Origin of the sequence: Asanoa sp. NPDC049475 (assembly GCF_040676915.1) — a bacterium.
GTDB lineage: Bacteria > Actinomycetota > Actinomycetes > Mycobacteriales > Micromonosporaceae > Asanoa.
In genome coordinates this window covers 745,808-758,636 of sequence record NZ_JBFAPY010000004.1, presented here as the reverse complement: position 1 = coordinate 758,636, position 12,829 = coordinate 745,808, and the positions used below count along the sequence as shown (strand labels likewise).

Sequence of the window (12,829 nt, the reverse complement as noted above, 5' to 3'; positions counted from 1 at the left end):
GGTGGGGAGGGGTTCAGCAGGCGTACGCCTCGAGGCGCTGCGCCCGCGACGGGTGGCGGAGCTTGAGGAGCGTGACCTTCTCGATCTGGCGGATCCGCTCGCGGGACAGGCCGAACTCGCGGCCGACCTCGTCGAGGGTGCGCTGGCGGCCGTCGTCGAGGCCGAAACGCAGCCGGATCACCGCCTGTTCGCGTGAGGAGAGCGTGGACAGCACGATCTCGACCTCGTTGCGCAGCATGCCGTTGGAGACCTCGTCGGCCGGCTCCTGCCGGGCGTCGACGCCGACGACGAAGTCGCCGAGGGCGCTCTCGCCGTCCTCACCGACCGCCTGGTCGAGGCTGACCGGCTCACGGTCGTACGAGATGAGCTCGATGACCTGGAACTCGGGCATGCCGACCGCGGCGGCGACCTCGGCGACGGTGGGCTCCCGGCCGAGCGTGACGGCCAGGTCGCGGCGCGCCCGGACCATCCGGTTGACCTGCTCGACCATGTGCACCGGGATGCGGATCGTGCGCGACTGGTCGGCCATCGCGCGGGTGATCGCCTGGCGGATCCACCACGTCGCGTACGTCGAGAACTTATAGCCCTTGGCGTAGTCGAACTTCTCGACGGCCCGGATCAGACCCAGGTTGCCCTCCTGGATCAGGTCGAGAAAGGCCATCCCGCGGCCCGTGTAGCGCTTCGCGATGCTGACCACGAGCCGCAGGTTGGCCTCCAGCAGGTGGTCCTTCGCGGCGTGCCCCTCCAACGCGATGATGTCCAGATCGGCCCGGAGGCCATCCGGTGTGTCCGCCCTGGCGAGCTTCTCCTCGGCGAACAACCCGGCCTCGATCCGCCGCGCCAGCTCGACCTCCTCGACGGCGGTCAGCAGCTTGGTGCGGCCGATGCCGTTGAGGTACGCACGTACGAGGTCGGCGGAGACGCCCCGTTCATCGGTGGCGTCAAGGTCGATCTGGTCGTAGTCGTTCATTTCTAGCTACCCCGCTTCCCGGCAACGCTCCGTGGTGCCGTGCGAAGAGCTTCTCGCAATGGGCGTGAAGCGGGGGTGAGGAGAATCGTCGGGTGGCATGAATCCGGGAGGGCCTTCGCCCGACTCGCCCGTTTTGCGAGGCAACCCGTTGCAGCCTGTCGCTAGTCTGCTCGCAACTCCACACCAGAAAGGCACGTCGTGGTCTTCAAGCGAATGATGCAGGCGTTGGGCGTCGGCGGCCCGTCCGTCGAGACGGTGCTAAGCAACCCCAACTGCCGCCCCGGCGGTTTCCTCGAGGGCCAGATCCACGTCGTCGGCGGCGACCACCCGGTCGACATCGAGTACGTGGCCCTCGGCATGGTCACCCGGGTCGAGGTGGACAGCGGCGACTCCGAGTACGACTCGACGACCGAGTTCCACCGCCAGCGCGCCACCGGTGCCTTCCGTCTGGAAGCGGGGCAGCGCTACGACGTCCCGTTCCGCTTCGACGTGCCCTGGGAGACCCCGATCACCGAGGTGTACGGGCAGCACCTGCACGGCATGACGATGGCCCTGCGCACGGAGCTCGAGGTGGCCCGCGCGGTCGACAAGGGCGACCTGGACGCGGTGGCCGTGCACCCGCTGCCGGCCCAGGAGCGCATCCTCGAGGGCCTGCTCCGGCTCGGCTTCCGGTTCGCCCGCGCCGACGTCGAGAGCGGCCGGCTCTACGGCGTGCAGCAGAGCCTGCCGTTCTACCAGGAGATCGAGTTCCACCCGTCGCCGCAGTTCGCGTCGGCGATCAACCAGCTCGAGGTGACCTTCGCGGCGACGCCGCAGCACCTGCAGGTGATCCTGGAGCTGGACAAGCGCGGCGGCCTGTTCGTCGAGGGCCGCGACGCGTTCGGGCACTTCAACGTCGACTACGCGTCGGCCGAGCAGACCGACTGGGCCGCCCAGCTGCACAGCTGGCTGGAGCAGTCCCTCCGCAAGCGCGGCCTGTTCCGCTAGAGCTCCAGCAGCACGGTTCGCGGGCCCACGTTGACGCTCTCGACGAGCATGTGGGCCCGGAACGTGCCCGTCTCGACCTGAGCACCGCGAGCCCGGAGGGCGTCGGCGAAGGCGGTCACCAGCGGCTCGGCCACCTCGGCCGGCGCCGCGGCGGACCAGCTGGGCCGGCGCCCTTTGCGCGCGTCCGCGTACAACGTGAACTGGCTGACGACCAGGACCGGCGCACCGACGTCGCTGGCCGACTTCTCGTCGTCCAGGATGCGGAGCTCCCAGACCTTGCGGGCCAGGGTGTCCGCCAGTGTGGCCGTGTCGGAGTGGGTCACGCCGAGCAGCACCAGCAGGCCGTCGGAGATCTCGCCGACGACGGTGCCGTCGACGGTCACCGACGCGCGGGAGACCGTCTGGACCAGCGCCCTCACGCGACCGGCTCCACGATGCCGCGCTCGACCAGGTGCGCGACGATCGGCCCGGCGGCGTCGGCGAGGTCGTCCTCCGCCACCTCGTGCGCGGCGGCCAGCAGGGCGAGCTGGTCCCGCAGCGGCACCTGCCCGTCGGCGCCGCTGACCAGGGCCAGCACCAGCGGGTCGACCTCCTCCGACCAGCGCAACCCTTCCGGCATCACCAGCACCTGGCGGTCGACGGCCCAGCCCTCGTCGCCGAGCGTCGCCTCCTGTTTGAGCTGGAGCCCCGGCGCGGTGCGGTAGCGGGCGGCCAGCAGGTCGGCGTCCCGCACGAAGTCCTGCCGGTCGAACCAGCCGGCGATCTGCTCGCCGAGCGGCTGCTGGACCTGCTGGCGGAGGTCCTCCACCCGTACCACCGGATCGTCGTGCCCACCGCGACGCAGCGTGACGAGGCCGAAACCGATCGCCTCGACGTCGTTGGCGTCGAACCAGTCGAGCCAGGCCGCGGCCCGGGCGGGGTCGCCGTCCTCGTTGGCGTCGGCCAGCCAGAGACCGACGTACGACATCGGGTCGGCGACCTCGCGCTGGATCACCCAGGCGTCCAGTCCGGTGCCCTCGAACCAGCCCGCGACCCGGTCACCCCAGTCCTCGCCGGTGACGTGCTCCCAGTTGGCCAGGAACTGCATCACGCCGCCCTCGTTGAGCAGCCCCGGGGCGGCCGCGGCGAGCTCCGCGCAGACGGCGTCGCCGGCCCGGCCGGAGTCGCGGTACGTGTGCGTCGTGGTGCCCGGCCCGATCACGAACGGCGGGTTGCTGATCACGAGGTCGAACCGCCGGTTCTTGACGGGTGCGACCAGGTCGCCGCGCAGCATCTCCCACTCCTGACCGCTGAGCGCGGCGGTGGTGGCGGCGAACCGCAGCGCCCGCTCGGAGAGGTCCGTCGCGGTGACCTCGCCGGAGTGGGTGGCGAGATGCAGCGCCTGTACGCCACACCCGGTGCCGAGGTCGAGCGCCGTGGCCACGGGCCGGCGGATCGCGGCGCCGACCAGGGTCGACGAGGCCCCACCGATGCCGAGCACGTGGTCGGGCCGCAGCGGCTCGTTCGGCCGGACCGAGGAGGGCACGTCGGAGAGGACCCACCAGCTCTCGCCGTACGGCTCGAGGTCGACACCCTGCCGCACCAGCCCGCCGGGAGCCGCCTCGACCAGGCCGGCGTCGAACGCCTCGGCGAAGTCGAGTGGCGCGAGCGCGGCCGCGACCGCCTCGACCTCCTCGCTCTGCGCGCAGACGAACAGCCGGATCAACGTGGCGAGCGGATCCCGGTCCTCGGTGATCCGCAACGCGGCACGAAAGTCGTTGCGGGCGACCGCGGCGGTGGCCGCCGGCCCGAGCCGTTCGGCGATCCCCGCCGAGGTGAAGCCGGCGGCCCGGAGCGCGTCCCGCAACCGCGCGACACCATCGGGGGAGAGGAGCATGTCGGACACGTACGGCATCCTGCCATGGCGCCCCCGCCACCCAGTGATCATGGTGTCCCGGTGTCAGGCTGACGGGATGGTGAGCCGCTTCGCGCAATGGACCCTGGACGTGCGCAACCCCTCCCGAATGGCGGCGTTCTGGTCGGCCGCCCTGGGCTACGAGATCGACGAGGACGGACAGCACCTGCGGCCACCGCGGGACGCACCGCCCGGATCGCTGACGGTCTGGCTCCAACCGTCGGCCGGCGTCAAGGAGAAGAAGAACCGCACCCACCCGGACCTGTACGCCCCATCGGGTGACGTGGCCGCGGAGGTGGATCGCCTGCTCACCCTGGGCGCCATCCGCACCGACATCGGCCAGACCGGAGACGAGGGCTTCACGGTCCTGGCCGACCCGGAAGGCAACGAGTTCTGCCTGATCCACCACCCCTGGCACCGCTGAAGACCCCGCCCACGTGGACGGGGCCTTCAGGCAGCGGTGCTAGATCGAGCCTTCCTTGCCGATGTACGTCGGACCCGCGCTGCGGGCCGTGGCGGCTGTCGTGCGGGCCGGGAGGGACGACGTGTCGAGGGCGAACGTGAGGACCGCCGTCGCGATCGCGTCGGAGTTCACGTCCAGGGCCTCTAGGTTGAGGTTGCCGAACATGTCGTACTGCCGGTCCAGTTCCTTGTAGAGGGCCGCGTCCGCTCCGTCGCGGACCGGGAACAGGCTGTCGCACGGCTCGTGGTAGCACGGGTCGTACTGCTCACCCTCCACGCCGCCGTAGTCAGCCACGTCCTGTGCCGTCTTCAGGACCTCCGCGCCGGTGAAGAGGCCGCCCGACGGGATGTCGACGCCGGCCGCGATGAACGGGCCGTAGTCGGACCTGCCGGTGAAGTCGGCCGCCCGGGTGGGCAGGCCACGGTCGGCGAAGAAGTCCTGGAAGACCGCCTCGATCTCGGCCGATCCCGGCGGACCCGCGGGCGAGCCCTGGGCGGCCGAGTCGTCGCCGTCGTACACGCCGAGGATGTAGTTCGGCGACGCGATCATGTCGAAGTTGAGGTAGAGCGCGATGTCGGCCCGCTGCTCGGGAGTGAGCGAGTTGACGTAGAACGTCGAGCCGACCAGGTTGGCCTCCTCGGCGCCCCACCAGGCGAACCTGGTCTTGTTGGGCGTCTTGGTCTTGGCCAGCTGCAACGCGATCTCGAGCAACGCGGCCGAGCCGCTGCCGTTGTCGTTGATGCCGACGGTGTCGGGCTCCGCGTCGAGGTGCGCACCGGCCATGACGACGCTGCTCGCGTCGCCCTTGCGGGACTCGGCGATCACGTTCTCGGTCTGGCGTACCTCCGACGTGGTGTCGGCGGTGATCCGCACCGTCAGGCCGGGCGTGTTCGCGAGCGCCTCGCCGGTGGCGTAGGAGACGCCGATCGCGGGGATGCCGACCGGCGCGCCCAGCGTGCCGAGCAGCAGGTTGTAGCGGTCCGGGTTGGCTTCCGGCGTGCCGTTGCCCTGGTTCATGATGATCGCGGCGGCCGCGCCGGCGGCCTCGGCGTTCGCCACCTTGATCCCGAACGAGCAACCGGTGCCGCCGCGCTGCATCAGCACGACCTTGCCGGTCACCGCGGCCGGGTCGAAATCGCTCGCCTCGCATCCCGACGTCGACGCGCGTGGTGGCACGAGCGCCAGGTCGACGGGTACGACCTGGGCCGTCACGTCGCCGCTGCCGGAGTAGTCCATGAGGTCGTAGTCGGTGCCGTCCACGTACGTCGTCGGTGTCGGTGCTGTCTGTGCGAACGACGAGCCGAACTCTTCGAAGAAGTTGAAGGGGAACGGTTGGCGGGTCACCTGGTAACCGGCCAGCTTCAGCAGCGTCGCGACATAGTCGGCGCTGCGGTCGTGGCCGGCCAGACCGGAGCCTCTGTTGCCCCCGCTCAGGCTGCCGATGGCCTGGAAGGCGATCTCGTGCTTGAGCACGCCGCCGACCGTGACCGCCTTGGTGAGCTTGCGGACGGAGTTGTTGTTTCCGGTGGCCTGCGCCGGGTTGGCCAGCGCCAGGGCACCCACAAGACTGGCCGCGCCTATCGCCGCCAGGGTTTTGCGGACGGTGCGGAACACCACGATGTGCACTCTCCTCGCCGTTCGCCGCGCCCGGCCTCACTTGCCCCCGTGCCGGGCGCCCCGACCATCGCATAGACGGACGAAGATCGACACGGACCGTTCGGTCGAGCGGATCACACCATTCTGAAATCGGCGAAGTCGAATCCGGGAGCTACCACGCAACTGACCAGGACCGGGTCGTCGGTCAGTGGTGCCGCTGACTGCCACACCCCACCGGGTACGCGCAGCTGCGGCCGCGCGCCGCCGGCCAGGTCCGGGCCGAGCACTGTGGACTCCACCGTCGCCGCGGGCTCGTCGCCGTCGCCGCCGAGGTGCAGGGCCAGCGGGCCGCCGGCGTGCCAGAGCCAGAGCTCGTCGGAGCGGACGACATGCCAGGCGGACTCCTCGCCGGGGAACAGCGCGAAGTAGATGCCGGTGGCGGCCGAGCGCGGGCCGGCGTACCCGCTGGGCACGAAGGTGTGTGCGGACCGCCAGGTCTCGGCGAACCAGCCGCCCTCGGGGTGGGGCTGCAGGCCGAGCTCCGTGATCCAGGGATGCCTCATGGTTCCATATTATTTACTCGCGTGCGTATACTAGCTTGCGAGTAAAGGAGTCCCGACCATGCCGCCACGCAAGATCACCAATCTGCTCGCCCTCGCCGTCCTGGCCACGCTGATCGAGCGACCGATGCATCCCTACGAGATGGCGTCGCTGATGAAGGCCCGCGGCAAAGAGCAGGACATGGAGATCAAGTGGGGCTCGCTCTACCGGGTCGTGGAGAACCTGGTCAAGCACGGCTTCATCGAGCCCGTGCAAAGCGAGCGGCGGGGCGGCCGGCCCGAGCGCACCGTCTATCGGATAACCGACGCCGGCCGGGCGGAGCTCGTCGACTGGACCCGGGACCTGGTGGCGGTGCCGGACCGCCGGCCCGGCCCGTTCACCGCCGGCCTCTCCGTGCTGGGGGTGCTGGCCCCGGACGACGTGGCCGTGCTGCTCGGGGAGCGGGCCGACCGGCTGGCCGCTGAGATCGCGGCGTCCGAACGCGAGCTGGCCGGCTACGACGTCCCGCGGCTGTTCCTGGTCGAGGGGGAGTACGAGCTGGCCATGCGCCGCGCCGAGCTGGCCTGGGTGCGCTCGTTCCGGGCCGAGATCACCGAAGGCACGTTGCCGGGCGTCGCCGAGTGGCGCGCCTATCACGAGACCGGCGAGCTGCCGCCCGATGTCGCGGAGCTGGCCGCCCGAGGCAGGGAGGAATCGCAGTGATGGAGACCAAGAGGCGCAAGATCGTCCCGGAGATGGAAGGACCGATGGCCCGCTGGTACGCGAAGCAGCGCGGCTCGGAGCCCCAGCTGGCCCAGTGGCGGCGGCAGGCTTCGTCGCTCGCCGCCGATTTGGCACCCGGCGCTTCGGTGCTGGAGGTCGCCCCCGGTCCCGGTTACCTGAGCATCGAGCTGGCCCGGCTCGGGTTCGCGGTGACCGGCCTGGACATCAGCCACACCTTCGTCTCGCTGGCCGCCGCGCGAGCCCGGGCCGAGGGTGTCACCGTCGACTTCCGCCACGGCGACGTGGCCGACCTGCCGTTTGCCGACGACAGCTTCGACCTCGTGGTCTGCCAGGCGGCGTTCAAGAACTTCAGCAGCCCGGTGACCGCTCTCGACCAGATCCACCGGGTGCTGCGCCCGGGCGGGCAGGCCGTGATCCACGACATGAACCGCGGCGCCACCGGTGACGACATCCGGGCCGACGTGGCCGGCATGCGCCTCAACGCGTTCAACAGCTCGGTGACGCGGCTGACGTTGGGCTGGCTGCGTCGCCGTGCCTACTCGGCCGCCGACTTCGAGCGGGTCGCCGCCGACAGCGCCTTCGGCGGCAGCGCGGCCCACGCCGACGGGATGACCCTGGAGGTGCGGCTGACCAGGTCAGCGTGATCCGCCCCGGAGCTGGTCGGCGGCGACACGGACATCACGGAAGTCGACGACCGCCGCGAGCGCTACGTGGACGAGCGTCCTCAGGTCGCCCTCGGAGCAGAGCAGCACATCGTCGACCACGTCGGGCGGGATCGCGAGGTCGCGGGGGCCGTAGCAGTCGTGCCAGGCCATGTCGGCCAGGTGCAACAGGTCGAGGGCGGCCTCCATGTCGGCCGCCCCGAACCGGTCCACGACGGCGGGACGGCGCTCTTGGCGGCGGGCCGCGCTACCGATGGCCATGGCGTACCTCCGTCGTCGTGGGGTTCCGCTCCGACAGTGACATCGGGCCGCCACCCCGACCGGGTGGCCGCGGCTTTGTGGCGAGAGCGGGTCCGGCGATTTCGTGCACCGGTGGCGGTCGGCCAAGATGGAACGCATGACGTTCTCGCTGCCCATCGCACCGGAGGCCAACGCGCTGCTCGATCGCGACCCGTTGGCGCTCCTCGTCGGCATGGTGCTCGATCAACAGATTCCGCTGGAAAAGGCGTTTTCGTCCCCGTACGTGCTGGCGCAGCGGCTGGGGCACGAACCGACCGCGCAGGAGCTCGCGGAGTTCGATCCCGAGGAGCTGTTGAAGATCTTCGCGACGCCGCCGGCGTTGCATCGGTTTCCGAAGGCGATGGCCGCCCGTACGCAGGAGGTCTGCCGGCAGATCGTGGCCCGCTACGACGGCGACACCGCGCGGCTGTGGAGCGAGGCGACCGACGGCCGGGACCTGTTCCGCCGGGTCGCCGAGCTTCCCGGGTTCGGGCGGCAGAAGGCGCAGATCTTCGTGGCCCTGCTGGGCAAGCAGTACGGGGTGCGCCCGGAGGGTTGGCGCGCCGCGGCGGGGGCATATGGAGACGAGGGATCCCACATGTCGGTGGCCGACATCGTCGACGAAGCGAGCCTGACGAAGGTGCGCGACTACAAGAAGTCGGTGAAGGCGGCTGCGAAGTCTGTCGGGTAACCGCCGGATCCCTCGTTTGGGCGTGTCTGGCCGGTGCCACACAGGCGCTGTCAGGATACCGTGGCAAAGGCGCTCAGCCCAACGCTGAGTCATCTTTTCGACACGTAGCGTCAATAGATCCACGTCAGAAGCGGGTTGTCCGACCGAGATCATTGACGCGGACCCCTTGGGTGCCGGCACACTGTCATCAACCAAGGTGTGACCTGGGTCCCCCGGGGGCACAGTGGGAAGGCCGCAGCACCTGCGGGTGTTGCACGATAGGTGAGCAAAGACCGAAGAAGGATGTTCATCGGTGACGAAGGAGGAAGGCGATGACCCCCACTCTCACGCCGCCGCCTGGCACGGTGGTTCCCCCAGCAACCGATGAACGGTGCGATCGGTGCAACGCGGCCGGCAAGCTCCGCATCACGATGGCTGGCGGGGGCGAGCTCGTGTTCTGCGGGCACCACGCGAACAAGTACGCCGACGACCTGGTGAAGATCACCGTTCAGTTCGCGGCGGACCCGGACTTCGAGTGGCGCGGCGCCGACCTCATGGCGTCGAACTCGTCCAACTGATCCGACCACTTACGTAACCGGCCGGAACCCCGCGAGGGGCTCCGGCCGGTTCTTTTCGCCCGAGCGCCGGCCGGAAACCCCGAGCCGGCGCTTTCGGGCTCAGAGCGTCTGAACGGTCGCGATCCGTTCCTCGAGCTGCTCGATCGTGGCCTGGGCGCTGGGCGGACCCCCGCAGATTCGCCTCAGCTCCGCGTGGATCTTGCCGTGGGGCTGTCCGGTGCGGTGATGGTGCGCGGCGACCAGAGCGTTGAGCTGACGGCGCAGGACGACCCTTCGCTCGCCGGCCGAGACGGGTCCCGGCGGTGCCGCGGTCATTCCGGCCACCCGGGCCCCACCGGCCCCGTCCGCCTGCGCCGGGGCCACCGACCGCCGCTTCTGCGCCGCGAGTTGGTCAGCCTGACGCTTGTTGAGCAGCGTGGCCACCTGTTCGGCCGTGAGCAGGCCGGGCAGACCGAGGTACTCCTCCTCCTCGGGCGTGCCGGCCAGCGCCCCCGTGCCGAACGAGGCGCCGTCGAAGATCACCTGGTCCAGCTCGGCCGTCGCCGAGAGCATCTCGTGCCGCTTGGTCAGCTCGCCGCTGGCGTCCTCGGTCTGCTGCGCCCGCTCGAGCAGCGCGTCGTCGAGGCCGTCGTCCTCCTTGGGCGCGCCGAGCACGTGGTTGCGCTCGGCCTCCATCTCGCTGGCCAGCCCGAGCAGGTGCGGCACGCTCGGCAGGAAGACGCTGGCCGTCTCGCCGGGGCGGCGAGCGCGGACGAACCGGCCGATCGCCTGCGCGAAGTAGAGCGGGGTCGAGGCGCTGGTCGCGTACACGCCGACGGACAGCCGCGGGATGTCGACGCCCTCGGACACCATCCGGACCGCGACCATCCAGCGTTCGTCGGACGCCGCGAAGGACGCGATCCGGGCTGACGCGCCGGCGTCGTCGGAGAGGACCACGACGGCCTTCTCGCCGGTCACCCGCTCGATCAGCTTCGCGTACGAGCGAGCGTTCTGCTGGTCGGTCGCGATCACCAGACCACCGGCGTCGGGCATCCCACCGGCCCGCTTGACCTGGAGCCGCGCGTCAGCGGCCCGCAGCACCTGGACCATCCAGTCGCCGGTCGGGTCGAGCGCGGTGCGCCAGGCCTGCGCCACGAGGTCCTGGGTCATCGGCTCGCCGAGGCGGGCTGCGAGCTCGTCGCCGGCGCTGGTGCGCCAGCGGGTCTCACCTGAGTAAGCCAGGAAGATCACCGGTCGTACGACACCGTCGCGGAGCGCGTCGGCGTAGCCGTAGACCGAGTCGGCCCTGGACCGCTGGAGGCCGTCGCCGCCGCGCTCGTACGTGACGAACGGGATCGGGTTGTCGTCGGACCGGAACGGCGTGCCGGTCAGCATCAGCCGCCGCGTGGCGTTCTCGAACGCGGCCTTGACCCCGTCGCCCCACGTACGCGAGTCACCGGCGTGGTGGATCTCGTCGAGGATGACGAACGTGCGCCGGGTCATCGTGCGCCGGCGGTGCACCTGCGGTGCCATGCCGACCTGGGCGTAGGTGACCACCGCACCGTGAAAGTCAGCCGACGAGTGCAGATCGGCGTTGCGGAAGGCGGCGTCGAGCTGGATGCCGACCCGTGCCGCGGCCTGCGCCCACTGGGTCTTCAGGTGCTCGGTCGGCGCGACGACGGTGACGGCGTCGACGGTCCCGGCGACCAGCAGCTCGGCGGCGAGCCGCAGGGCGAACGTCGTCTTGCCGGCGCCGGGCGTCGCGACCGCCATGTAGTCCTCGGACGGCCGCCGCAGGTAGCCGACCATCGCCTTGCGCTGCCACGACCGCAGCGGCGGGAACGCCTCGAGCGACGGCTTCGCCACCAACCTTGTCGCCCCCCTCGCGTCACGAAAAACGCCCCCGCCGCGAGGCGAAGGCGATCCTCAGCATAACCACGCGCACACCGTGATCCCCAGCAGACACAAGGGTGATGATTGTCCTGCCGCGAAGCGGTCAACCCCGATGACTCGGGTCCGCGCCGTTCCTCCCGCGAGAGACCGCTCCGCTGCCAAGTCCGCGGTCGACGCGCCGCAAACCCCGCACCGGCGACCGATCGGGCCGGGATCATCCCCCGGTTGTGCGGTGGGGATGTCAGCGGCCTGGGTTGGCCCTCAACGCCGCGGACGGCCGGCCTTGTGCGAGGTGGGCCAGACCGCGTCGGCGTGCCGGTTTGGAGCTGCTGGTTGGCCTGACCTCGATCCGAAGCAGCCAATGTCGTGGGACGCGGTAGACGGCGTGGCGGACAAGATCGCCCGACCGCGAGCAAACGGTCAACCGCGGGCGTCGCGCCGGGGTCGGTTGGGCTGCCGGCATCGCAGCGGCGACGCGAGCGGCAGCCGGAGGCGGCGTCGGTTGGGCTGCGGGCACCGCGGCAGCGACCCGCGAGCGGCAGCCGGAGGCGGCGGCGGTTGGGCTGCGGGCACCGCGGCGGCGACCCGCGAGCGGCATGACGACGTGGACGTGTTCGCGTTCGGGCTGGCCGGCGCGCGAGCAGGGCGCGTGCGGCTCGGCCGGCGTACAGAGAGAGCGGTCCGATCGTCATGATCGTGTGCGTCTCGTCAACAAGCTGAGCCGCTTTTGCCATGATCGGGTGCACCTGGTCTGGGAAACCATCGGAGTGTCGCCCAGACCTACTGCACCCGATCATGTTCTGGCTGCCCCACATACCTGATGGGCCGCACACGATCATGACAGCGGCGGTGCACCGAGCTCATGCGTCACGGCGACCTGCAGGTAATGGACCGAGCCCGGTCCGCGCCGCCGTGGCGTCGGGTGCGTTACGCCGGGAGGTCGTGGCGGTCGTCCGGTCTCGGGGTCGCGTTCCAGTTTCGGCGCAGGGCCACCAGCCGGATCGCGAAGACCAGGACGCCCGCGCCGACCATCGGCCAGCCGGTCATGCCGGCGCGGTGCAGGGCCATCACCAGGACCGCGCCCGCCAACGCCGCGACCGCGTAGATCTCTCGGCGCAGGACGATCGGGATCTCGCCCAGCAGCAGGTCCCGGGCGACGCCTCCGCCGATCGCGGCGATCATGCCGAGTAGGCAGGCGCCGACCGGCGGTACCCCGGCGCGCAGCGCGACCAGGGTGCCGGTGACGGTGAACAGCGCCAACCCCGCCGCGTCGAGGACGACCACGACGCGGCGGAGGCGGGCCAGCTGAGGGTGGAAGAAGAAGACGGCGACCGCTGTGAGAGCTGCCACAACCGCGTAGCGCCAGTCGTCGAAGGCCAGCGGAGGCGCCTGGTCGACGACGAGGTCACGGACGATGCCGCCACCGAGAGCCGCGACAAACCCGACAAAGCACACGCCGAACAGGTCCAGTCGCTTGACCACTGCGGCGGATGCGCCGGATGCGGCGAAGACGGCTACGCCGAGGAGGTCGGCGAACAGGAGTGCGGCGGTGGCTGACACCGCCGAACTCTAGA

General features: G+C 70.7%; 14 protein-coding genes. 6 read left to right on the top strand and 8 right to left on the bottom strand.

Annotated elements, in window-relative coordinates; translation table 11 throughout:
- Window positions 1-13: 13 nt before the first annotated feature.
- Entirely contained in the window at window positions 14-970 is a 957-nt protein-coding gene (gene sigB / locus AB0J88_RS19170) for an RNA polymerase sigma factor SigB (RefSeq protein ID WP_364342509.1), read from the bottom strand.
- A 198-nt stretch (window positions 971-1,168) separates the two neighbouring features.
- On the opposite strand from sigB, the gene AB0J88_RS19165 reads away from it, so the two are divergent.
- Entirely contained in the window at window positions 1,169-1,957 is a 789-nt protein-coding gene (locus tag AB0J88_RS19165; RefSeq protein WP_364342512.1) for a sporulation protein, read from the top strand.
- Here the strand turns inward: AB0J88_RS19165 and dtd are convergent.
- Window positions 1,954-2,376, bottom strand: coding sequence for a D-aminoacyl-tRNA deacylase (gene dtd / locus AB0J88_RS19160; protein WP_364342515.1), 423 nt, complete (start codon window positions 2,374-2,376; stop codon window positions 1,954-1,956). The genes AB0J88_RS19165 and dtd overlap by 4 nt on opposite strands.
- The gene (locus AB0J88_RS19155) at window positions 2,373-3,833 is read right to left on the bottom strand and encodes a methyltransferase (protein WP_364344519.1); all 1,461 of its coding nucleotides are present in this window, start codon (window positions 3,831-3,833) and stop codon (window positions 2,373-2,375) included. Before AB0J88_RS19155 ends, dtd begins: the two co-directional genes overlap by 4 nt.
- A 76-nt stretch (window positions 3,834-3,909) precedes the next feature.
- On the opposite strand from AB0J88_RS19155, the gene AB0J88_RS19150 reads away from it, so the two are divergent.
- Window positions 3,910-4,275: a VOC family protein gene (locus AB0J88_RS19150; protein WP_364342518.1), complete on the top strand. Its 366-nt coding sequence runs from the start codon at window positions 3,910-3,912 to the stop codon at window positions 4,273-4,275.
- A gap of 39 nt (window positions 4,276-4,314) precedes the next feature.
- On the opposite strand, the gene AB0J88_RS19145 is transcribed toward AB0J88_RS19150, so the two are convergent.
- Window positions 4,315-5,931: a M28 family peptidase gene (locus tag AB0J88_RS19145; RefSeq protein ID WP_364342521.1), complete on the bottom strand. Its 1,617-nt coding sequence runs from the start codon at window positions 5,929-5,931 to the stop codon at window positions 4,315-4,317.
- Window positions 5,932-6,044: 113 nt separating this feature from the next.
- Window positions 6,045-6,473: a cupin domain-containing protein gene (locus AB0J88_RS19140; RefSeq protein ID WP_364342524.1), complete on the bottom strand. Its 429-nt coding sequence runs from the start codon at window positions 6,471-6,473 to the stop codon at window positions 6,045-6,047.
- Between the two features lie 58 nt (window positions 6,474-6,531).
- On the opposite strand from AB0J88_RS19140, the gene AB0J88_RS19135 reads away from it, so the two are divergent.
- Together AB0J88_RS19135 and AB0J88_RS19130 are read left to right on the top strand one after the other, a co-directional pair.
- Window positions 6,532-7,173, top strand: coding sequence for a PadR family transcriptional regulator (locus AB0J88_RS19135; RefSeq protein WP_364342526.1), 642 nt, complete (start codon window positions 6,532-6,534; stop codon window positions 7,171-7,173).
- The gene (locus tag AB0J88_RS19130; protein WP_364342529.1) at window positions 7,173-7,838 is read left to right on the top strand and encodes a class I SAM-dependent methyltransferase; all 666 of its coding nucleotides are present in this window, start codon (window positions 7,173-7,175) and stop codon (window positions 7,836-7,838) included. The genes AB0J88_RS19135 and AB0J88_RS19130 overlap by 1 nt, the downstream gene beginning before the upstream one ends.
- On the opposite strand, the gene AB0J88_RS19125 is transcribed toward AB0J88_RS19130, so the two are convergent.
- Entirely contained in the window at window positions 7,830-8,117 is a 288-nt protein-coding gene (locus AB0J88_RS19125; RefSeq protein ID WP_364342532.1) for a hypothetical protein, read from the bottom strand. The two genes, AB0J88_RS19130 and AB0J88_RS19125, sit on opposite strands and share 9 nt — an antisense overlap.
- 136 nt (window positions 8,118-8,253) lie before the next feature.
- Here AB0J88_RS19125 and AB0J88_RS19120 point away from each other — a divergent pair, with 136 nt between their 5' ends.
- The gene (locus AB0J88_RS19120) at window positions 8,254-8,826 is read left to right on the top strand and encodes an HhH-GPD-type base excision DNA repair protein (protein WP_364342535.1); all 573 of its coding nucleotides are present in this window, start codon (window positions 8,254-8,256) and stop codon (window positions 8,824-8,826) included.
- 311 nt (window positions 8,827-9,137) lie between these two features.
- Window positions 9,138-9,383, top strand: a complete 246-nt coding sequence (locus tag AB0J88_RS19115) for a hypothetical protein (protein ID WP_089248483.1) — start codon at window positions 9,138-9,140, stop codon at window positions 9,381-9,383.
- Between the two features lie 99 nt (window positions 9,384-9,482).
- Here the strand turns inward: AB0J88_RS19115 and AB0J88_RS19110 are convergent, their stop codons facing one another.
- Complete coding sequence (locus AB0J88_RS19110) at window positions 9,483-11,231, bottom strand: DEAD/DEAH box helicase (protein WP_364342538.1); 1,749 nt, start codon at window positions 11,229-11,231, stop codon at window positions 9,483-9,485.
- 951 nt (window positions 11,232-12,182) lie between these two features.
- A complete protein-coding gene (locus tag AB0J88_RS19105; protein ID WP_364342541.1) occupies window positions 12,183-12,815 on the bottom strand; it encodes a TRIC cation channel family protein in 633 nt (210 codons plus the stop codon).
- Between the last annotated feature and the right edge of the window lie 14 nt (window positions 12,816-12,829).

Coding starts and splice junctions, on each gene's coding strand:
- sigB (WP_364342509.1), bottom strand. CDS start 970: ATGAACGACTACGACCAGATCGACCTTGACGCCACCGATGAACGGGGC.
- AB0J88_RS19155 (WP_364344519.1), bottom strand. CDS start 3,833: ATGCTCCTCTCCCCCGATGGTGTCGCGCGGTTGCGGGACGCGCTCCGG.
- AB0J88_RS19150 (WP_364342518.1), top strand. CDS start 3,910: ATGGTGAGCCGCTTCGCGCAATGGACCCTGGACGTGCGCAACCCCTCC.
- AB0J88_RS19140 (WP_364342524.1), bottom strand. CDS start 6,473: ATGAGGCATCCCTGGATCACGGAGCTCGGCCTGCAGCCCCACCCCGAG.
- AB0J88_RS19135 (WP_364342526.1), top strand. CDS start 6,532: ATGCCGCCACGCAAGATCACCAATCTGCTCGCCCTCGCCGTCCTGGCC.
- AB0J88_RS19130 (WP_364342529.1), top strand. CDS start 7,173: ATGGAGACCAAGAGGCGCAAGATCGTCCCGGAGATGGAAGGACCGATG.
- AB0J88_RS19125 (WP_364342532.1), bottom strand. CDS start 8,117: ATGGCCATCGGTAGCGCGGCCCGCCGCCAAGAGCGCCGTCCCGCCGTC.
- AB0J88_RS19120 (WP_364342535.1), top strand. CDS start 8,254: ATGACGTTCTCGCTGCCCATCGCACCGGAGGCCAACGCGCTGCTCGAT.
- AB0J88_RS19115 (WP_089248483.1), top strand. CDS start 9,138: ATGACCCCCACTCTCACGCCGCCGCCTGGCACGGTGGTTCCCCCAGCA.